General features: G+C 64.6%; 22 protein-coding genes. 10 read left to right on the top strand and 12 right to left on the bottom strand.

Going from position 1 to position 17050, the window contains the following annotated elements:
• The first annotated feature begins 19 nt into the window (after positions 1–19).
• Positions 20–628: a helix-turn-helix domain-containing protein gene (locus ACLQ3I_RS18295; protein ID WP_425794177.1), complete on the top strand. Its 609-nt coding sequence runs from the start codon at positions 20–22 to the stop codon at positions 626–628.
• Here ACLQ3I_RS18295 and ACLQ3I_RS18290 read toward each other — a convergent pair.
• Both ACLQ3I_RS18290 and ACLQ3I_RS18285 read right to left on the bottom strand, forming a co-directional pair.
• Positions 612–1235, bottom strand: coding sequence for a phage tail protein (locus tag ACLQ3I_RS18290; protein WP_425794176.1), 624 nt, complete (start codon positions 1233–1235; stop codon positions 612–614). The genes ACLQ3I_RS18295 and ACLQ3I_RS18290 overlap by 17 nt on opposite strands.
• A gap of 32 nt (positions 1236–1267) precedes the next feature.
• Positions 1268–2440, bottom strand: a complete 1173-nt coding sequence (locus tag ACLQ3I_RS18285; protein WP_425803756.1) for an epoxide hydrolase family protein — start codon at positions 2438–2440, stop codon at positions 1268–1270.
• Between the two features lie 112 nt (positions 2441–2552).
• On the opposite strand from ACLQ3I_RS18285, the gene ACLQ3I_RS18280 reads away from it, so the two are divergent.
• On the top strand, positions 2553–3128 hold the full coding sequence (locus ACLQ3I_RS18280; protein WP_425803754.1) for a CGNR zinc finger domain-containing protein: 576 nt from the start codon (positions 2553–2555) through the stop codon (positions 3126–3128).
• A gap of 160 nt (positions 3129–3288) precedes the next feature.
• Positions 3289–3609: a VOC family protein gene (locus tag ACLQ3I_RS18275; protein ID WP_425803751.1), complete on the top strand. Its 321-nt coding sequence runs from the start codon at positions 3289–3291 to the stop codon at positions 3607–3609.
• Between the two features lie 63 nt (positions 3610–3672).
• Here the strand turns inward: ACLQ3I_RS18275 and rox are convergent, their stop codons facing one another.
• Positions 3673–5106, bottom strand: a complete 1434-nt coding sequence (rox, locus tag ACLQ3I_RS18270) for a rifampin monooxygenase (protein WP_425803748.1) — start codon at positions 5104–5106, stop codon at positions 3673–3675.
• 201 nt (positions 5107–5307) lie between these two features.
• Here rox and ACLQ3I_RS18265 point away from each other — a divergent pair, with 201 nt between their 5' ends.
• The gene (locus ACLQ3I_RS18265; protein WP_425803745.1) at positions 5308–5643 is read left to right on the top strand and encodes an ArsR/SmtB family transcription factor; all 336 of its coding nucleotides are present in this window, start codon (positions 5308–5310) and stop codon (positions 5641–5643) included.
• Complete coding sequence (locus ACLQ3I_RS18260) at positions 5634–6332, top strand: cation transporter (RefSeq protein WP_425803742.1); 699 nt, start codon at positions 5634–5636, stop codon at positions 6330–6332. Before ACLQ3I_RS18265 ends, ACLQ3I_RS18260 begins: the two co-directional genes overlap by 10 nt.
• A 52-nt stretch (positions 6333–6384) precedes the next feature.
• Here ACLQ3I_RS18260 and ACLQ3I_RS18255 read toward each other — a convergent pair whose 3' ends face one another.
• Both ACLQ3I_RS18255 and ACLQ3I_RS18250 read right to left on the bottom strand, forming a co-directional pair.
• Entirely contained in the window at positions 6385–6900 is a 516-nt protein-coding gene (locus ACLQ3I_RS18255; RefSeq protein ID WP_425803738.1) for a putative immunity protein, read from the bottom strand.
• A gap of 67 nt (positions 6901–6967) precedes the next feature.
• Positions 6968–8104: an FAD-dependent oxidoreductase gene (locus tag ACLQ3I_RS18250; protein ID WP_425803736.1), complete on the bottom strand. Its 1137-nt coding sequence runs from the start codon at positions 8102–8104 to the stop codon at positions 6968–6970.
• A gap of 85 nt (positions 8105–8189) precedes the next feature.
• Here ACLQ3I_RS18250 and ACLQ3I_RS18245 point away from each other — a divergent pair, with 85 nt between their 5' ends.
• A complete protein-coding gene (locus ACLQ3I_RS18245; RefSeq protein ID WP_425794168.1) occupies positions 8190–8861 on the top strand; it encodes a TetR/AcrR family transcriptional regulator in 672 nt (223 codons plus the stop codon).
• Positions 8862–8866: 5 nt separating this feature from the next.
• On the opposite strand, the gene ACLQ3I_RS18240 is transcribed toward ACLQ3I_RS18245, so the two are convergent.
• From ACLQ3I_RS18240 to ACLQ3I_RS18230, 3 genes are all read right to left on the bottom strand, one after another.
• Positions 8867–9253, bottom strand: coding sequence for a DUF2255 family protein (locus ACLQ3I_RS18240; RefSeq protein WP_425803733.1), 387 nt, complete (start codon positions 9251–9253; stop codon positions 8867–8869).
• Between the two features lie 33 nt (positions 9254–9286).
• A complete protein-coding gene (locus ACLQ3I_RS18235) occupies positions 9287–9955 on the bottom strand; it encodes a DNA alkylation repair protein (RefSeq protein ID WP_425803731.1) in 669 nt (222 codons plus the stop codon).
• An 86-nt stretch (positions 9956–10041) separates the two neighbouring features.
• Positions 10042–10332 carry a putative quinol monooxygenase gene (locus ACLQ3I_RS18230; protein WP_425794284.1) on the bottom strand — a complete coding sequence of 97 codons (291 nt, stop codon included), beginning with the start codon at positions 10330–10332 and terminating at the stop codon, positions 10042–10044.
• 150 nt (positions 10333–10482) lie between these two features.
• Here ACLQ3I_RS18230 and ACLQ3I_RS18225 point away from each other — a divergent pair, with 150 nt between their 5' ends.
• Entirely contained in the window at positions 10483–10800 is a 318-nt protein-coding gene (locus ACLQ3I_RS18225) for a hypothetical protein (RefSeq protein ID WP_425794165.1), read from the top strand.
• A 28-nt stretch (positions 10801–10828) separates the two neighbouring features.
• On the opposite strand, the gene ACLQ3I_RS18220 is transcribed toward ACLQ3I_RS18225, so the two are convergent.
• Entirely contained in the window at positions 10829–11269 is a 441-nt protein-coding gene (locus tag ACLQ3I_RS18220) for a nuclear transport factor 2 family protein (protein ID WP_425803728.1), read from the bottom strand.
• Entirely contained in the window at positions 11266–12450 is a 1185-nt protein-coding gene (locus ACLQ3I_RS18215) for a cytochrome P450 (RefSeq protein ID WP_425803726.1), read from the bottom strand. Before ACLQ3I_RS18215 ends, ACLQ3I_RS18220 begins: the two co-directional genes overlap by 4 nt.
• Positions 12451–12604: 154 nt before the next feature.
• Here ACLQ3I_RS18215 and ACLQ3I_RS18210 point away from each other — a divergent pair, with 154 nt between their 5' ends.
• Positions 12605–13165: a TetR/AcrR family transcriptional regulator gene (locus tag ACLQ3I_RS18210; RefSeq protein WP_425794161.1), complete on the top strand. Its 561-nt coding sequence runs from the start codon at positions 12605–12607 to the stop codon at positions 13163–13165.
• A gap of 255 nt (positions 13166–13420) precedes the next feature.
• Positions 13421–14545, top strand: a complete 1125-nt coding sequence (locus tag ACLQ3I_RS18205; protein ID WP_425803724.1) for a carboxylate-amine ligase — start codon at positions 13421–13423, stop codon at positions 14543–14545.
• 24 nt (positions 14546–14569) lie between these two features.
• On the opposite strand, the gene ACLQ3I_RS18200 is transcribed toward ACLQ3I_RS18205, so the two are convergent.
• Both ACLQ3I_RS18200 and ACLQ3I_RS18195 read right to left on the bottom strand, forming a co-directional pair.
• Entirely contained in the window at positions 14570–14908 is a 339-nt protein-coding gene (locus ACLQ3I_RS18200; protein WP_425803722.1) for a DUF1330 domain-containing protein, read from the bottom strand.
• Between the two features lie 33 nt (positions 14909–14941).
• Positions 14942–15373, bottom strand: coding sequence for a PPOX class F420-dependent oxidoreductase (locus tag ACLQ3I_RS18195; RefSeq protein WP_425794156.1), 432 nt, complete (start codon positions 15371–15373; stop codon positions 14942–14944).
• A 153-nt stretch (positions 15374–15526) separates the two neighbouring features.
• Here ACLQ3I_RS18195 and ACLQ3I_RS18190 point away from each other — a divergent pair, with 153 nt between their 5' ends.
• A complete protein-coding gene (locus ACLQ3I_RS18190) occupies positions 15527–17032 on the top strand; it encodes a SulP family inorganic anion transporter (RefSeq protein ID WP_425803720.1) in 1506 nt (501 codons plus the stop codon).
• The last annotated feature ends 18 nt before the right edge of the window (positions 17033–17050 follow it).

Below are 17050 nucleotides of genomic sequence, written 5' to 3'. Positions count from 1 at the left end.
CAACGCGTATGATCAGTACATGCCTCGAAGCGGAGAAGCAGCCCGGCAACGACTTCAAGCGGCGGCCCTCGACCTCTACGGTGAGCACGGATTCGACTCGGTCACCGCGGCAGAGATCGCCGCCAGAGCTGGAGTCACCGAGCGCACGTATTTCCGGCATTTCGCCGACAAGCGCGAGGTGCTCTTCGACGGTGAAGAACCGCTCCGAGACGCCTTGTCCACTGCAGTACAACGCGCTCCACGTGATCTGCCACCACTACCCACACTCTTGAGTGCCCTGCTTGCGGCCGCAGTTCCAAGGCTTGAGGCGAACCGCGCCCTGACCGTGGCCAGGCATCAGGTCATCTCGGCATCCCCCGCGCTACGCGAGCGCGATCTGGCGAAGGGGGAATCCTTGACGTCCGCTCTCGCGGCGGCTCTCGAGCAACGGGGTGTCGGCGAACGCACGGCACGCCTGGCGGCCGAGGTCGGCATGGTTACTTGGGGCCAAGCAGTGAACGTCTGGCTGATCGAGCCGTTGATACCTCTAGAGACCCACCTCACGAATGAGTTCGATGCCCTCGCCGAACTGACCAGGCACATCAGCACCGAACGCGACAGCACTGAAGAACTCAGTACGCGTTCTTGATGACGAAGTACGATCCGCGAATTGTGCCCGCGAGCTTCGACTTCTGCCGTGCGAACTTGAAGGTCGAAGCGAGTTCCTCGGGGATCTCCATGCCGTCGGAGAGCTTGAACCCGACCGCCCGCTTCCCGCCGTCGTCGAGCGCATACATCACATTGATCGACAGACCGCTCTCGTAGAAGACGTAGGCCATCCGGATACCGTCGACCTCGAACTCAGTCGCCTCGAGAGGACGAGAGCCGATGACGAGGCCTCGCTCCTCCTTGAGGATCCGGTGTATCCAGTCCACAGTGGCAGTCGCCTCGTCCGCCGGCTCGACGGTGAAGACGTGGTCGTACTTGTTCTTGAAGTATCGCGCCTCGTTGGCCCGCAGGCCCGCCAGCGCCTCGGGCACCGGCGATGACTCGAGTCCGACGACTGAGACATCCTTGAAATCTACGGCGTATGCCATATTTGCTGCCTTCCTGTCCGGTGAGGTGCTGCTCAGCTTCAGTGAGTTGGGGTCGTTACTCCGCTTCAACTCAAAGCCTGCCAGTTCCGGCTCAAGGCCGCTGCGGGTCTGGGTGATCGAGATGTGGGGAGTGGCAACGCCTGCGCCTTCCTCGGTCATCGCCCCATCCGACAGCCGGCACCCACTCGCGTTCACGGACCAGCGGCCAGTACCGCCGCGAGGCCTTCTCGCAGATCCTTGACGAAGTACTCAGGGACTTCCAGCGACGGGAAATGTCCACCGTTCTCAGGCGAGTTCCATCGGACGATGCGTCGGTACCTCTCTTCGGCCCACGGACGCGGGCATTTCTCGATGTCGCGGGGATACATCGTGATTGCCGATGGGACGTCGACCCGAAGTTCGGGGTCGACCGAGTTGTGGCTTTCGTAGTAAATGCGCGCCGCCGATGCGCCGGTCCGCGTCAGCCAATACAGAGTGACGTCGTCGAGGACGCGGTCTCTGGAAATCGTCTCGAACGGACTGTCTTTCGTATCGGACCACTCAGCGAACTTGTCGAGGAGCCAGGCCAGCAGCCCGACCGGCGAATCGACGAGCGAGTAGCCGATCGTCTGCGGCCGGGTCGCCTGCTGCTTCGCATACGCCGCGCGGTGGCGCCAGAAATCGCGAGTGTCCTCGGTCCACTTGCGCTCGGCCGCCGTCAGCCCATCGGTTGTCAACCCGGGCGGCGCCTCGGCGAACAGTGTGTGGATACCGAGAACGTGCGTTGGGAACCTACCGCCGAGGACCGTGGTGATATTGCCTCCCCAATCGCCGCCGTGGGCCGTGAACTCGCGGTAGCCGAGCCTGTCCATCAGTTCTACCCACGCGGCCGCGATCTTTTCGGTCCCCCACCCGGTGGTGGTCGGTTTGTCGCTGTAGCCGAAGCCCGGCAGCGACGGGACCACGACGTGGAACGCCGGCGCGTCCACGTCTTCCGGATCCGCCAGTTCCTCAACTACATCGACGAACTCGGCAATACTGCCTGGCCAACCGTGCGTCAAGATCAGTGGAGTCGCGTCTGCGCGCGCAGATCGCCTGTGCAGGAAGTGGATTCCCAGACCATCGATCGTGGTGCGAAACTGCCCGATCCGGTTGAGCCGGTCTTCGAAGGACCGCCAGTCATACCCGGTGCGCCAGTAGTTCACGATCTCGACGAGGTCGGCGAGCGGAACGCCCTGTTCCCATCGACGTGGGTCGGGCGCGGCGCGGTAAACCGTCTCGGCCTCCGGTAGCCGGGCCGTGTCAAGACGCGCGCGCAGATCGTCGAGGTCAGCGGCGGTCGCGTGGGCTTCGAATGCCTGCACGTCGTTGGTCAGACGGGCCATGAAATCGGCACCTCCTCCGGATCATCGTGGAATCGGCCATGCGAGAGAGAACCAGCTACGACGGTTCCAGCATAGCGCACAACGACCGGTGGACACCAGCTAAGATGGTTCCATGCGAGCTGAGTTCCCTGACTTTCGCCTCGGTACCGAGCTGGCCACCAGTTTCACGGCAACGCTCACCGAGCGACAGGGCGATGCCCTGGAGCGCATTCCCACGCCCCAACGACTCGTCGACTGGCTGGCAGTCCACGGTCTCGCCGTCGAGTCCTGCAGCACGGCCCAGCTCGAACACGCCCGGGAACTGAGGGAATCCATTCACGGCGCCGCCACAGCGACCGCGACCCAAGCCACTCCCCCTGCGTCTGCCATCCGAATCATCAACGACTGCAGCGAACAAGGTCGGGCCGCGGCCATCCTGACGCCCGAGGGCAACCGTCAATGGCGGCTGAGCTCCGCTTCGTGCGTCGAAGATGCCCTCGGCGTGATCGCCGCCGACGCGATCAGCATCATCGCAGGCGAACGGGACGGAAGATTGGCATTGTGTGCATCGCCAACCTGCCGGGCAGCTTTCTTCGACACCAGTCAGAGCCGCACTCGCAGGTGGTGTGACATGAACACGTGCGGGAATCGTCAGAAGAAGGCACGCTTCAACGCCAACCAGCGCAAGAGCGCCAGGTCAGCGGAGTGATCGACTGCCGCCCGAGATCGCTCGACCAGAGTCAAGACATGGCCGAGCAAGCATCGATCACGGTGGTAACATCCGCCACCACGGGGACAGCCCGACAACACACCTTCGACGAGAGAAGCCGAATGTGGCCGCGGTCAACCGAATAGTACCCAACCTCGTCGTGTCCGACCTCCGTGAGGCAGTGACCGAACACCAAGCCGCACTGGACCTCACGGTCTTGATGGACCACGGTTGGATCGTGACTCTCGGCGATGACGACGGGCACCAACTCAGCCTCATGACCCGCGATGCAACCGGCCCGGTGAATCCATCGGTGTCGATCTTCGTCGACGATGTCGATGAAGCCCTCCGGCAGGTACAGGGTCGAGGCCTCGAGGTGGTATATCCACGTACGGACGAGCCCTGGGGCGTCACGAGATTCTTCTACCGAGACAGCAGCGGCAACGTGATCAACGTCGGAATGCACACACTCGTCCAGTAGCCCTCGGCAGAAACGCTTGAGAATCAGCCCTACCCGTGGCAGGCCGGTTGTGCGCAGGAGGAGTTACTCAAGTCCACCGCCGAACCATCTGGCCAGGCCAGTGTTCAACTCCGACTGCGTGTCCCCTACCCACGCCACATGCCCGTCCGGACGAAGCAGCACGGCCGGGAGGTCGAGTTCGGTGCTGGTGTCGACGACGTGGTCGACTCGATCATCCCATCCATCGACCGATAGCCCGCCCGTCTGATCGAGCAGCAGCCCACGGCCGGCGTGCATCAGATCGTAGAGGTCCCCGCGGCTCAAACCGATGTTCCGCAAACGCCGGCCCAGCAGATCGTCACCGGTACCGAAGTCGTACCGGACCGAGATCGCGGTGATCTTCTCAGTCAGGTACCGCGAGACATCGTCGAAATCCATCAGTTCAGAGATCAACCGCCGCACCGCTTGTGGCCCGGCCTCGGTGGAGACCAAGACTGCCTGTGCACGCGTGTTATCGAGTACGTCGGCGGCCACCGGCCGTCGTTCGGGTTCGTAGGTGTCGAGCAAATCGTGCGGCGCCCAGCCGTTGATGGCGGCGGCGAGCTTCCAACCGAGGTTGAACGCGTCCTGGACGCCGAGATTGAGACCCTGCCCTCCCATCGGCGGGTGGATGTGTGCTGTGTCGCCGGCGAGGAACACCCGGCCACGGCGGTAGTGCTCGGCCAACCGGGTGGCATCACCAAAGCGTGACAGCCATTGCGGCGAGTGGACGCCGAAGTCGGTGCCGGCGATCGCCCGCAGCTGTCGCTTGATGTCGTCGAGGGTCGTCGGGACCGCGCGATCCTCGACGACCTCGGCTGCCGGCACCACGAGACGATAACGGCCGTTTCCCGACGGGGAGGGTCCGATTCCGAACCGCTTCTGCGTTTCACGGATTTCGGCGACCCTGGCGGTCAGCTCCTCGTCCGGCATCGTGACGTCCACTTCGCCGATCAACGTGTCCGACCTCGACGGCTCGCCCGGGAATCCGACGCCGATCAGCTTGCGCACCGTACTGCGCCCGCCGTCGCACCCGATCAGAAAGCTCGCACGAACTGTTGTGCCATCGGATAATTCGGCGGTGACCCCATCCTCGTCCTGCTGGACCCCGACGACGCGCTTCCCGCGACGGATCTCCGCGCCGACTTCCGTGGCGTGCTCGGCAAGGATCTCGTCGATCTCGGGCTGCGGTATGCCCAGCACGTAACCATGGGCGGTATCCAGATCCGTGGGTGCCGGTTTGGCGATACCCGCGAAGAACCCACCAAGCGGATACTTACGTCCGCGCGCGAGAAATCTGTCCAGCAGACCGCGCTGCTCCATGATCTCGATCGTGCGCACGTGGATGCCGAGAGCACGGACCATCTGAGTGGGCTCGTCGTCCTCGTCGAGGACGACGACCTCGACGCCCTGCAGACGGAGCTCGCCGGCCAGCATCAACCCGGTAGGTCCGGCGCCGACGATGATGACGTCACTCATACAGATCCCTTCGCCGGGCAAGACGTGCGCTTGCTCGCAGCAGACGAGTCTGCACCATCACCGGGGCCTTGCCGCAAGCCCCGGACCACGCGATATGGTGAGAGTGGCGCAATCAACCAGCCTGCGCGGCGCAATGCGTCGCGGCGCGCGGCGAATTGTTCAGGATTCCCTGAATACAGATATCCCTGTACTATTGTCCGCATGGAATCGCACACCCTCGTCCATGGCGAGGCGCTGACCCGCTTCGGCTACGCATTGTCGGACGCGACCCGCACACAGGTCCTGCTGCGATTGCGGACCGGCCCCTCCTACCCCGCCGATCTGGCCGACTCCATCGGGGTGTCACGGCAGACCTTGTCGAATCACCTTGCATGCCTTCGTGGATGCGGATTGGTCGTCGCCGTGCCCGAAGGTCGGCGGTCTCGGTATGAATTGGCCCATCCGCGAATCCGTAACGCCCTCGACGACCTGATCGGACTTGTCCTGGCGGTCGATCCCGCGTGCTGCCCCGATACCCAGGCCGAAAGATGCTGCTGATGGACGTCGGCCTCGGTCTCCCCGAGCGGACCGTACCCGCCACCGAACGCAAGCGGATCCTCCAGCGGCGAATCCGCTGGCTCGTGGCAGCCACCATCACCTACAACGTCATCGAGGCCGCGATCGCATTGGCCGAAGGCGCACGGGTTTCCTCGACTGCGCTGATCGGATTCGGCCTCGACTCGGTCGTTGAGGTGTCGTCGGCGGCAGCGGTGGCGTGGCAGTTCTCCGGACGCGATCCAGAGGCCCGAGAGAAGACAGCCCTGCGGATCATCGCGCTCTCCTTCTTTGGCCTGGCGGTTTACGTCTCCACAGAATCCGTACGCGCACTGCTCGGCTGGGGTGCGGAGGCGTGCCAATCGACCATCGGAATCGGTTTGGCCGCGGCAAGTCTGGCAATCATGCCGATACTTTCGTGGTTGCAGCGGCGCGCCGGTCGTGAACTCGGTTCCAGGTCCTCGGTTGCCGATTCCAAGCAGACGCTCCTGTGCACCTACCTCTCGGCGGTCCTACTCGCCGGACTCGTCGTCAACACCCTCTGGGGCTGGTCGTGGGCCGACCCCATCGCCGCACTGGCCATCGCCGTCATCGCCATCCGCGAAGGGATCAGCGCGTGGCGCGGCCAACTCTGCTGCTCAATCAGACAGCCTGATGGCTATGTCGAACGCGACTGCCGCACCGGGGAATGACTGCACTTCCACGAATTCGTCCAAACCCCAAGGGATTTGTGGATCTGGCGACTCAACTCTCGAACACCGACCAGCAGATGTCGTTCCGCAGTCGCTGATCGTCGAGTACGAGCTCACGGATTGCATCCGGGAGTTGCGCACGCTGCCAACGGCATTCGAGGCGCCCCGCGGCCTCGTCCCGACCTTTCGGCGCTGCCGCACGCACTGCCTTGATCGCGTAGGCGGCCGCACCCAGGTCATGGGCGGCGACATGGGCGACCGCCCCAGCCTGCCCGGCGGCATACGCCGCGTGACGAGGTGCTCCACGCAAATCGCGCGCCGCTCCCATCGCGTGTCCACCCGCTGCGCGAGCATCCATCATCTTGACCTCGCCACGGACCCATGCGCGCGCGTGTTCGATGGCCTCGCGTGGACGCGGATCGTCGGGACGCGCCTGCTCGAAGAGGCTGAGGACGTGCTCGGCACATGCCGCTGCCCACAGCGCCAGGAGTCGATGATCGGCGTCGGTGAGAGTTCCCCCGCGGCGGAGGGTGATGAGGCGAGGATCGCGCTCCTTGGACAGGATCACGTTCCCACCGTCCCAGACCGTCGCCCCCGCGTGTCTGCTGCGATTCAAAGAAGTGCGCCCCAGCGGATCAGCTCCGCACCTCCTCGACGGTTCCCGACAGAAAGTCGACGAGCCCGTAGGGCGCGCTGTCGCCGAGGCAGAGGTCCAGGATCTCCCATGCGTCCACGGCGGTTGCCGCGCTGCGGTGGAACATCGCGGTCTCATACGCCGCGAGTGCCGCCTCGACATCGTTGGGATTCGCGGCGATCGCATTGCCGAGTTCCGAACCGTCGAACATCGCCAGGTTCGCGCCGTCACCGGACGGCGGCATCAGGTGCGCGGCATCCCCGAGCAGGGTCACCCCGGGAACGCGATCCCATCGATGGTCGTTCGGGAGCGCGTAGATCATGCGCGGCACCGGTGCGGTTTCACCGTCGGTGATCAGGGCCGTGAGTTCCGGTGCCCATCCTTCGAATTCGGCCGCAATAAGTGCAGTCGCACCCGGGTCGGTGAAGTCGATGCCGCCGACCCACTCGGCAGGACGATTCAACTGGACATACGTGTGCAGGACACCCCCCGACTCACGATGTGCAGTGATGCCGGTTCCGGGTGTGAGCGCATACATCGCGCCTTCCCCGACGGCGGCGGCCGATGCCGCATGGCGCTCGTCGGCGTCGTACAGGTACGTCTCGATGAAGGTCGTACCCACGTACTCGGGCGTCGCCGCCGACAGCAACCGGCGGACCTTCGACCATGCGCCGTCAGCGCCGACTAGGAGTTCCGTGACCACCGTCGTTGCGTCGTCGAAGGTCAGCTCGTGCCGCCCATCACCGAGTGCGCTGACGCCGGCCAGCTTCTTTCCCCACTGGACCGTCTCTGTGGGCAACGAGTCGAGCAAGATCTGACGAAGGTCTCCACGGAGTACCTCGGGACGCCCGGTTCCGTCGTCGGCGGGATGGTCGAGCAGGATCCCTCCCCTCTCATCGAGCATGCGGGTGGCGTCGCCCCCCACGTGGATGATCTCGCGGAACTCGTCGGTGAGTGCCGCCGCTTCGAGCGCGCGCTGTCCATCGTCTTCATGGATGTCGAGTTGACCGCCCTGCGTTCGCGCTGCGGCCGAAGGATCCGCCTCGTAGATCGTTGCGGGGATGCCGTGGACGTGCAGGACGCGGGCGAGGGTGAGGCCCCCCAGGCCCGCACCGATGATCGTGACTGGTGTCTTCATGGGAATTCTCCTTTCGAAGTACGTTGGAACGTCGTTCCATGTATCCATCTTGGAACATCGTTCCAACTATGTCAAGATGGACGCCATGGCCACCAAGACGCAGCGGAACGAACGACGCTCAGATGCTCTGTCTAAGGAGCGGATCGTCGAGGCCGCGATCGAGATCCTCGACACCGACGGCGAGAGTGCGTTGACGTTCCGCGCGCTCACAGCCCGCCTGGCCACCGGTAGTGGTGCGATCTACCACCACGTCGCGAACAAGAACGAACTGCTCGTCGCCGCCACCGACGACGTCATCGCCCGCGCGGTGACCGACATGGCCGAGGAGACGGAGCCACGAGAGGCAATCCGCGGTATCGCCTCAGGAGTGTTCGACGCGATCGATGCCCATCCATGGGTGGGAACCCAACTCGCCCGCGAGCCCTGGCAGTCTGCGATCATGCAGATCTTCGAGGGTATCGGTCAACAGCTGCAGGTTCTCGACGTTCCCGAACGGGCACAGTTCAATTCGGCGTCCGCGCTCGTCAGCTACATCCTCGGTCTCGCCGCACAGTACTCTGCGGGCGCGAGGCTCCTCGTGCGCGAGACCGATCGGTCGGCTTTTCTCGCCACCGTCACCGAGCGGTGGATGCAGGGCGATCCCGCGACGCATCCGTTCCTTCGGCAGGTGGCGACCCAGTTCCCCGAGCACGACGACCGCGAGCAATTCCTGGCCGGTATCGACCTATTCCTCGCCGGCGTGACGGCCGTCCGCTGACACGATCACTCAGGCGTCAGCCTCAGGGTGGCTCGGGCCGCAGAGTCCGACACCATCCTGTCGACAGTCGCGACGCCGTACCGGCCGTATTTCCGGCGATACGCCGCGTCGACGTCGGCGCGCAACTCAGACGAACCGACCCCGACGTCCTCGACGGTGACGTCGGCCTCGATCTCGCCGACGCGCACGCGAGCCCGGCGCGAGTCGAGAACGTGTCCGAAACATCCCGTCGTTCGCCGGTACCAGGTCCGGACAAACACCTGATCATCGACGCGCACAACCCAGATCGGCACCGAGCCGCGCAGATCTCCTTCTGCCCTTCGCACCGCGATCTCCAGTTCACCGGCGGAGTCGACGGCGCCCAGCTGTTCGGCTGACCATGTCGTGCTCATGAGGGCTCCCTGACCATTGGTCGCATTCCCAAATCAGGTTGCCTGCCTGCTCACCATCTCGGCGATCCAGACGGGCGCGAACGGTGACGTGCATCCTGGCGATGTCGGATAGTCTTTGAGCACTTCCAGTCGCTCCCCGATCTCGATTGCGCGACCGCGATATTCGGGGTCGGCGATGCCGATCTGGGCAAGACACACGTTCATGGTCCATTGGAGACGATCCGGCGCCCCTTTCATCTCGGCGTCGATGACGTCGAGCAGAGCACGGAGGTCGAGGGCTTGCGGCTCCTTCGCCACCCGCTGCGCGGTCAATGCCCAGCCGGCACTCGCCACCACCGGGTCCGGATCGGCCAGCCAGGCCCGTCGCAGTTCCTCACAGTGCGAGTTCTTCTTCACGACGTAGTTCACGAGCCAGTCGTGCACCTTGGGTGTGCGTGCGTCACGCACCATGGCGTCCAAATCGTCGCGGTCGAACGTCTTGGGACGGCAGATCAGGGTCGCCAGCAATCTCGCCTCGGTGTCCCCGGTCTCCCAGAGTCCATGAGCGAGTTCGTGCTGCGTCTTCAATCGCTTGGCGACCGCGCGCAACTTGGTGAGGTTCACGCCGTGATCGTCTCCGTGCCTCGAGTTCACTTCACGGACTTTCGGGTCCTCCAACTCGGCGAGCTCGGCCATCACGTCAGCTACCTGTGCCTCGACCATCGGCACACCTCCGTCCACCACTGTCACGTCTGTCCCCACCCGCGACGGTCCGCAACCGAGATAGGTCAACTCCGCGTGAGTGACGCCTATTCGGACAACGACCGCACATCACCGATGTCGTACTCGGCGACCGATGCCGACGATATCGCGGCGCTTTGATCCTCGCTCGGGCCCCCGCTACGGAACGCCTCGACGACCTCACGTGAGTCCCAGCGTTCGAAGATGTTGACGCGCCCGGAGTCGAGCAGATCGGGGTCGATGGCGAAGTCGAGACAGCCGGCCGTGCGACGCGCTTGTTCGACAACGCGGACGCAGCCCGCGAGGTAGGTCTCACGTAGGTCGGGATCGACTGTGATGTGCCCTGCGACGATGAGCATGGTTGCCTGCCGTTCCGGTGTGGGATTCTGCGAACCGATCACGGGTGTAGACCTCGCCGGCGTGCGCTTCTCATCGGAAGCGGTCGCTTCGGCGTAGGCATATACCGTGTCCGGGACGACGAAAATGCACAACACTGACTGGGGAATCTCATGAGACCTGTATGGCCACACCATCTTGTCACCGCGAGCGCAGGCGCTGTCGCGGCCAACGTGGTCCCACACCTCGCGCATGCACTCGCCGGTAGGCCATTCCCGACGCCGTTCTCCGATCCGCCCGGGGTTGGTGACTCGTCACCCGCCCAGAACATCGTCTGGGCATCGTTGAATGCCGGCGCGGCCGGTGCCATGGTCTACACACAACGATCCCGTCTGCGCAGCGCAGAGTTCTGGGGAGTCTTCGGCGTCAGCGCGACGGCAGCCGCGTTCGGTCTGCGATCCTATTTCGGACGGGTCCGTGCGTCGTCCTGACCACCGCGAGCGACTCGCGGCGCCGTCACTATCCGTGTGCGCGCAGGTGATCCGAGGTGTCGCCGACGAAGTCCAGGTATCCATAATCGCGTGAGCTGAAGATCCATCCTTCGTCGCATCGGGTCATGGTGTCGAGATGCCGGCCCGATGCGACGATCTCGATGCGACCGTCGCGCTCCTGAAGCACCGTGTAACAGGACCGGACATGCGCGTGATCTGGCCCGTCGAACTCGATGATCGGGTTCGTGACCAAGTGTCGGGTGCGCGGTGTGCCGTCTGGATGGACGATCACCATGGTCTCGAACATCGCGCGGACATGCGCGGCACCGCGTCCGGTGACCTCGCCGCGGAGTGCGATGTCCGCATCGGCGAACAACTCACCGACCGCGGCGAAGTCACCGCCGTCGAGGAGTTCGGCGTATCGATAGAGCAGCGTGCAGATCGCCTGATGGTCGGCGTGGTCGGTCATGACTGAACCGTAACCGGCAGTGTTCGCAGCCGCCGCACCATCAGGCTTCGCTCCCACTGCGGATCCGTGGTCTCGACGTCGAACGCGGTGGTGGAGTCGAGGAGGAACTCGATCGCGAGCTTGGCCTCGAGTCGAGCGAGTGGAGCACCAACGCACATGTGCAGACCTTTGCCGAATGCCATGTGCGGACGACGCTTTCCCGAGTCCAGGCAGACCTGTCCGGGATCGTCGACGGCTGCTGGATCCCGGTTGGCCGAACCCCACAGCAAATACAGGTGTGATCCCGCGGGTAGATCGATGTCACCGAGTGTGGTGTCCTCGACTACGTGACGATAGTGGCCACGGAATGGCGATTCCAGCCGCAACGCCTCCTCGATGAACAGCGGCACGTGGTCACGGTGAGACCGGAGTTCGCCCTCGATCTCGGGGTGCAGGCCGAGCATCCACACGGCGCTGCCGAGCAGGCTGACGGTCGATTCCGACCCTGCCGCGACGAGTTGGATCAGGATCATCACGGCACTGTCGTGGTCGAGTCGGTCCGCCGAGACGAGTCGCGCGAGGTCGCCCATCACGTTCTCGCCGGGGGCGACAAGCGAACGTTCGAAAGCCTCCGCCAGATATGCACTGAGCTCTTCCACGGCCTGGGTGGCATCGACCAGCTGACTCGCGGTGACCACTCCGTCGAGGAGGACGGTGCTCGAGAAGGCCCAGCGAACCAGGTCGTCGATGTCGTATGTCGGGAACCCGACCAGTTCCGCGACAACGGCCATCGGCAAGCGCTGGGCGATCGCGTGGACCCAGTCGATGTCAGAACCGTCGAGACCGTCGTCCCACAGTCGCCGGAGTTCCTGTGCGATGAACGGTTCGAGCCCGCGCACTCGCTTGGCGACCATCGACGGCATCACCATGGTGCGGTGTAGCCGATGCAGCGGTTCATCGGCGGTCGCCAACACGTGCAATGGCGAGCCCATCTCTGCGATCGGGTATTCCGATACCGTCCCGTCGTCGTTCCACACCATCGTCGCCGTGAGATTCGACGAGAAGTCCTCGGGACGTCCCACCGCCTCGGCCACCAGGTCCCATGAGCCGACCAGATAGAACGACGAATCCGCGAGCCGTGTCACCGCCCCCTGCCGGCGAAGCGATTCGAAGTAGGGATACGGGTTGTCGAGATCATGCATGTGACCAGCCTCGACGACGTCGGGTCCGCGACACAACCGGGTAGCCGCAAGTCGACACGGACGACACCACCACACCGGGCCCGGTCGTCTCATCCGAACGTTGCGACCTGCGAGGAGACTTGAGATACATCATCATTTTGTCTCACACTGAGATATGACGAACGACTGGTTGGTCGGCGGAAACCGCTCCGACTCTGCCCGTGACCGTCTGTATGCCGTCGCCACCGACCTCATCGCGCAGCGTGGGGTCGACGCGTTCGACATCAACGAACTCGCCGGGCGCGCTCACTGCTCACGCGCGACCGTCTACCGGCACGCAGGCGGCAAGGGCGAGATCGTCGAAGCCGTACTCGCCTCCACATCGGCCGACATCATCACCGAAGTACGTTCGGCGATCACCGACCTGTCCGGAGAGCACCGCGCGATCACCGCCATCACTGTCGCTCTCGAAGCGATCCGTGCGGACCGGGTCGCCCGCCAGTTTCTTCGGTCGCGCCATCTCGTCGGCGCGGCAGGCACCGTGATCGCCTCGGCGACCGTCACCGATCTGGCCGCCGAGCTGATCGGGATCGATCGGGACGACAACGCCGTCGCGGCATTCGCGGTGCGCACGATCCTGACGATTCTCATCTGGTCGCCCACCGACGCCGAACAGGAGGCCGACCTGATCCGCGCGATTGTCGCGGGGGTCTTTCGAGGCGATTCCTCGACCTGACACCCGTCGGCAGAGTATGCGCCGAACAAGAACCCTGATCGTGCGGCGCCGGTTCAGGACAGCTGCGCCAGATTCTGGATCGAGACGCGGCCATCCGATTCGATCACTCTTGCCACCAACCTCCCGAACGGACCGTTGAGCAGCCCACCCCGCAGCTCTGCCTGCAGGCCGGACCTCTACTGAGGGCTCGCGCCATCCCTCCATGACGAATCGCGCGCACCTCGTACGCCCTGCCGACCGTACGATGAAATGGTGATGTCCGCCGACTCGTCGACCACGGGGAAATCCGGGTTGCGGCTGCCGACGGTCGGCGTCGAAGAAGAGTTCATCCTGGTCGACCAGCTGACGGGGCACCCGGTCAGTCGAAACCGTGACGTCGCTGCGGCGGCGGCGCGGCGCGGCCTCGATCTGGACCTGGAGCTGACGTCCTGTCAGGTCGAGGTCGCCACGTCGGCATGTGCGACCGGCCAGGAGCTGCTCGCCGAGCTTCGGGAGCTACGTACCGTCGTCGCCGAGGCTGCCGACGAAGTCGGTGTTGCCGTGATCGCCGCCGGCGTTCCTCCCACAGTGCCCGACCACTTCCCCATCACCGACACCGACCGATACCGACACATCGGGCAGCGGTTCGGGATGCTGGCGCACGAGCAGGGTATCTCCGGATGTCACGTCCACGTCGGGGTTTCCGATCGGGACACCGCTGTGGCGGTCAGCAATCACCTGCGACACCGATTGCCGATCTTGCTTGCCCTGTCTGCCAATTCGCCGGTCTACCGCGACGCCGACACGGGGCATGCGAGTTGGCGCTCGGTGCTCTGGTCGCGCTGGCCGGCGTCAGGACCGCCTCCGCATCTACGCTCTCGCGAACACTTCGAGCAATTGGTGTCGATGTTCGTCGCCAGTGGCGCGATCCTCGACGACCACATGGTCTATTGGGACATCCGTCCGTCCGATCACCTGCCCACCGTCGAGATCCGGGTCGGCGACGTCCAGTCGCGGGCCGACGAAGCGGTCGTCGTCGCAACGCTCGTCCGCGCCCTGGTGATGACCGCTGTGCATGACATCGCGTCCGACCTCGCGCCGCCGATCGTCGATTCCGATGTTCTGGCCGCTGCGATGTGGAAGGCGGCCCACGATGGCATCGACGGAGATGGCATCGATGTCGTCACGCAACAACCGGTTTCGGCGATCGCGCAGATGGAGTCGCTCGTGACCGACATCCGCCCAGCACTCGACGCCCTCGGCGAGGCTGCATTGGTGGAGGCCGCTCTCGACCGTCTCCGCGCCGAGGGCAACGGCGCCACCAGGCGGCGAGACTGGTTCGCGCAGAAGGGCACCGGACGCGACATCGTCGAATCGGCCGCCCGCGAGTTCACCGGTTGAGCCGGCGGTACGGGACGCGGCAGCTCAGGTGCGCCGCAGGATAGGCCGCAGGTCGTCGAGCTTGTCAAACAGATGCCAGATGTATCCGGTCGTGCCGTTCTCCCGGAGCGGGTGGAGGTCGGCGAGTGCCGGATCATCTCGATAACTCTTGAACGCCTCGATCGAATCCCACTCGACCAGCACCATGACCTGCCGAGGAGCGACGTCACCGACCTCGGCACGCCGGAACGCGCCCAACGAGACGACTCGCCCACCGTGCGACTGCACCTCGGCCACCGACCGCCGCGAGTACGCGCGATAGTCCTCGTTGTCGGCCAGATCGAATAGGTTCAGTGCGTACACCGGACCATCGTCGTCAACCATCGGTCATCTCTCCTCTCGAGCGAACGGGCACGATCAGCGCAATGCTGCGCCGTAGACGCGACCGATACGGAGCACCATCAGGACACGACGATCCGCGACCATCACGTCTCGATACTCGGCCCAGTCAGGGTGTTCGCCTGCACCCTGCCGGTAGTAGTCCACGAGCGCATTCACCTCCGGACCGTCCGGATCGGTTCCCGGTCCGATGAGGGTCACGTCACCCTCGGCGGTCGCCCAGGTGTATCCGTCGGCACTGGTGTATTCGATCGACGCGCGCGGATCGCGCCGGAGGTTGGCCGTCTTGGCGCGTCCGTCGGTCATCGACACGTAGATGGTGTCGGTGTCGCGGTCGTAGACCGATGTCACCGGGGACATCTGCGGCAGACCATTCGACTTGATGGTGGCGAGGATGCCGAGCTTGCTGTCGGCGATCAGGGATCGTGGATCGAACTGTGCGTCGCTCATGCGCATGCCAACCCGACGGACCGGGTCACCATTCCAATTGGGTTTCTACCCTCCCGTGAGGGTAGAGTCACCGCTCGCGCCTGACGCCCACACGCCACCCTGGCCCGTGACCCCGTCACCTGCTCGTCGCGTCTGGGCCGAAGGAGTATTCGCATGTCCTCGACCGCCCCAGTGGTCTCCCCCGAACGCGAACAATCGGTACTCGCCGCGTTGCGTTCGCCCCGCCGGCTGCGCACCGAGGTTCTGGCCGGAGTCGTCGTCGCGCTCGCCCTGATCCCCGAGGCGATCTCGTTCTCGATCATCGCGGGGGTCGATCCCCGGGTCGGACTGTTCGCCTCGTTCACCATGGCGGTCACCATCGCCATCGTCGGCGGACGCCCCGCGATGATCTCCGCCGCCACCGGCGCGGTCGCGCTGGTGGTCGCGCCGCTGGTCAAGAGCCACGGCCTGGACTATCTGATCGCCGCCGTGATGCTCGCCGGCGTGTTCCAGATGATCCTGGGCGGCATCGGCCTCGCGAAACTGATGCGGTTCGTGCCGCGCAGCGTGATGACCGGCTTCGTCAATGCGCTGGCGATCCTCATCTTCACCGCACAGCTCCCGCACCTGATCGGCGTGCCGTGGCTGGTCTACCCGATGGTCGCGATCGGCATCCTGATCATCGTCGGGCTACCGAAACTGACCGCGGCCGTTCCCGCACCCCTCGTCGCGATCATTCTCCTGACCGCCGCCACCATCGTGTGCGGACTCTCCGTTCCCAATGTGGGTGACGAGGGCGAACTGCCAGACAGCCTCCCCTCGTTCCTGATCCCCGACGTCCCGTTCACGTGGCACACCCTCACCGTGATCGCTCCCTACGCCCTGACCATGGCACTGGTCGGGCTGCTGGAATCCTTGATGACGGCCAAGTTCGTGGACGATCTGACCGACACCCACTCCAACAAGTCCCGCGAGTCCGTCGGCCAAGGTGTCGCCAATATCGTCACCGGATTATTCGGCGGCATGGGCGGGTGCGCCATGATCGGTCAGACGATGATCAATGTCAGGGTGTCGGGTGCCCGCACTCGCATCTCCACCTTCCTCGCCGGGGTGTTCCTCCTGATCCTGGTGGTCGGCCTCGGCGATGTGGTGGCCCTGATCCCGATGGCCGCACTGGTCGCCGTGATGATCATGGTCTCGGTCGGCACCATGGACTGGCACAGCATCAATCCGAAGACGTTGCGGCGCATGCCCAAGAGCGAGACCACCGTCATGCTCGCGACGGTCGCCGTCACCGTCGCCACCCACAACCTCGCCTACGGCGTCATCGTCGGCGTCGTCACCGCGATGGTCCTCTTCGCCCGTCGCGTGGCCCATATGACCGATGTCGTCGAGGTCGCCCATCCCGACGACGACACCCGGATGTACGCGGTGCGCGGCGAACTGTTCTTTGCCTCCAGCAACGACCTCGTCTATCAGTTCGACTACGTCAACGACCCGCAACACGTGGTCATCGACATGAGTGAGTCCCATATCTGGGATGCCTCGACCGTCGCCGCACTCGATGCCATCACCACCAAATACGCGGCCAAGGGCAAGACCGTGACCATCGTCGGCCTCGACGACAGCAGCGCCGCCCGCCACGCACGCCTCAGCGGGCATCTCGGCGCCGACCACTGACTTCATTCCGGAAGGACG

The sequence above is a fragment of the Gordonia sp. DT101 genome (assembly GCF_049844895.1).
Lineage (GTDB): Bacteria > Actinomycetota > Actinomycetes > Mycobacteriales > Mycobacteriaceae > Gordonia.
Note: the sequence above shows the minus strand (reverse complement) of the source record. Positions and strands in the feature narration are given on the sequence as shown.

Excerpts from the sequence above, each read along its gene's own strand:
- ACLQ3I_RS18240 (WP_425803733.1), bottom strand. The coding sequence starts at position 9,253 with ATGAGCACGACATGGTCAGCCGAACAGCTGGGCGCCGTCGACTCCGCC.
- ACLQ3I_RS18295 (WP_425794177.1), top strand. The coding sequence starts at position 20 with ATGCCTCGAAGCGGAGAAGCAGCCCGGCAACGACTTCAAGCGGCGGCC.
- ACLQ3I_RS18250 (WP_425803736.1), bottom strand. The coding sequence starts at position 8,104 with ATGAAGACACCAGTCACGATCATCGGTGCGGGCCTGGGGGGCCTCACC.
- ACLQ3I_RS18190 (WP_425803720.1), top strand. The coding sequence starts at position 15,527 with ATGTCCTCGACCGCCCCAGTGGTCTCCCCCGAACGCGAACAATCGGTA.
- ACLQ3I_RS18230 (WP_425794284.1), bottom strand. The coding sequence starts at position 10,332 with ATGCTCATCGTCGCAGGGCACATCACAGTCGATCCCGACCTACGTGAG.
- ACLQ3I_RS18290 (WP_425794176.1), bottom strand. The coding sequence starts at position 1,235 with ATGACCGAGGAAGGCGCAGGCGTTGCCACTCCCCACATCTCGATCACC.
- ACLQ3I_RS18215 (WP_425803726.1), bottom strand. The coding sequence starts at position 12,450 with ATGCATGATCTCGACAACCCGTATCCCTACTTCGAATCGCTTCGCCGG.
- ACLQ3I_RS18200 (WP_425803722.1), bottom strand. The coding sequence starts at position 14,908 with ATGGTTGACGACGATGGTCCGGTGTACGCACTGAACCTATTCGATCTG.
- ACLQ3I_RS18265 (WP_425803745.1), top strand. The coding sequence starts at position 5,308 with ATGGAATCGCACACCCTCGTCCATGGCGAGGCGCTGACCCGCTTCGGC.
- rox (WP_425803748.1), bottom strand. The coding sequence starts at position 5,106 with ATGAGTGACGTCATCATCGTCGGCGCCGGACCTACCGGGTTGATGCTG.
- ACLQ3I_RS18220 (WP_425803728.1), bottom strand. The coding sequence starts at position 11,269 with ATGACCGACCACGCCGACCATCAGGCGATCTGCACGCTGCTCTATCGA.
- ACLQ3I_RS18245 (WP_425794168.1), top strand. The coding sequence starts at position 8,190 with ATGGCCACCAAGACGCAGCGGAACGAACGACGCTCAGATGCTCTGTCT.
- ACLQ3I_RS18205 (WP_425803724.1), top strand. The coding sequence starts at position 13,421 with ATGTCCGCCGACTCGTCGACCACGGGGAAATCCGGGTTGCGGCTGCCG.
- ACLQ3I_RS18225 (WP_425794165.1), top strand. The coding sequence starts at position 10,483 with ATGAGACCTGTATGGCCACACCATCTTGTCACCGCGAGCGCAGGCGCT.
- ACLQ3I_RS18280 (WP_425803754.1), top strand. The coding sequence starts at position 2,553 with ATGCGAGCTGAGTTCCCTGACTTTCGCCTCGGTACCGAGCTGGCCACC.
- ACLQ3I_RS18235 (WP_425803731.1), bottom strand. The coding sequence starts at position 9,955 with ATGGTCGAGGCACAGGTAGCTGACGTGATGGCCGAGCTCGCCGAGTTG.
- ACLQ3I_RS18195 (WP_425794156.1), bottom strand. The coding sequence starts at position 15,373 with ATGAGCGACGCACAGTTCGATCCACGATCCCTGATCGCCGACAGCAAG.
- ACLQ3I_RS18210 (WP_425794161.1), top strand. The coding sequence starts at position 12,605 with ATGACGAACGACTGGTTGGTCGGCGGAAACCGCTCCGACTCTGCCCGT.
- ACLQ3I_RS18285 (WP_425803756.1), bottom strand. The coding sequence starts at position 2,440 with ATGGCCCGTCTGACCAACGACGTGCAGGCATTCGAAGCCCACGCGACC.
- ACLQ3I_RS18260 (WP_425803742.1), top strand. The coding sequence starts at position 5,634 with ATGCTGCTGATGGACGTCGGCCTCGGTCTCCCCGAGCGGACCGTACCC.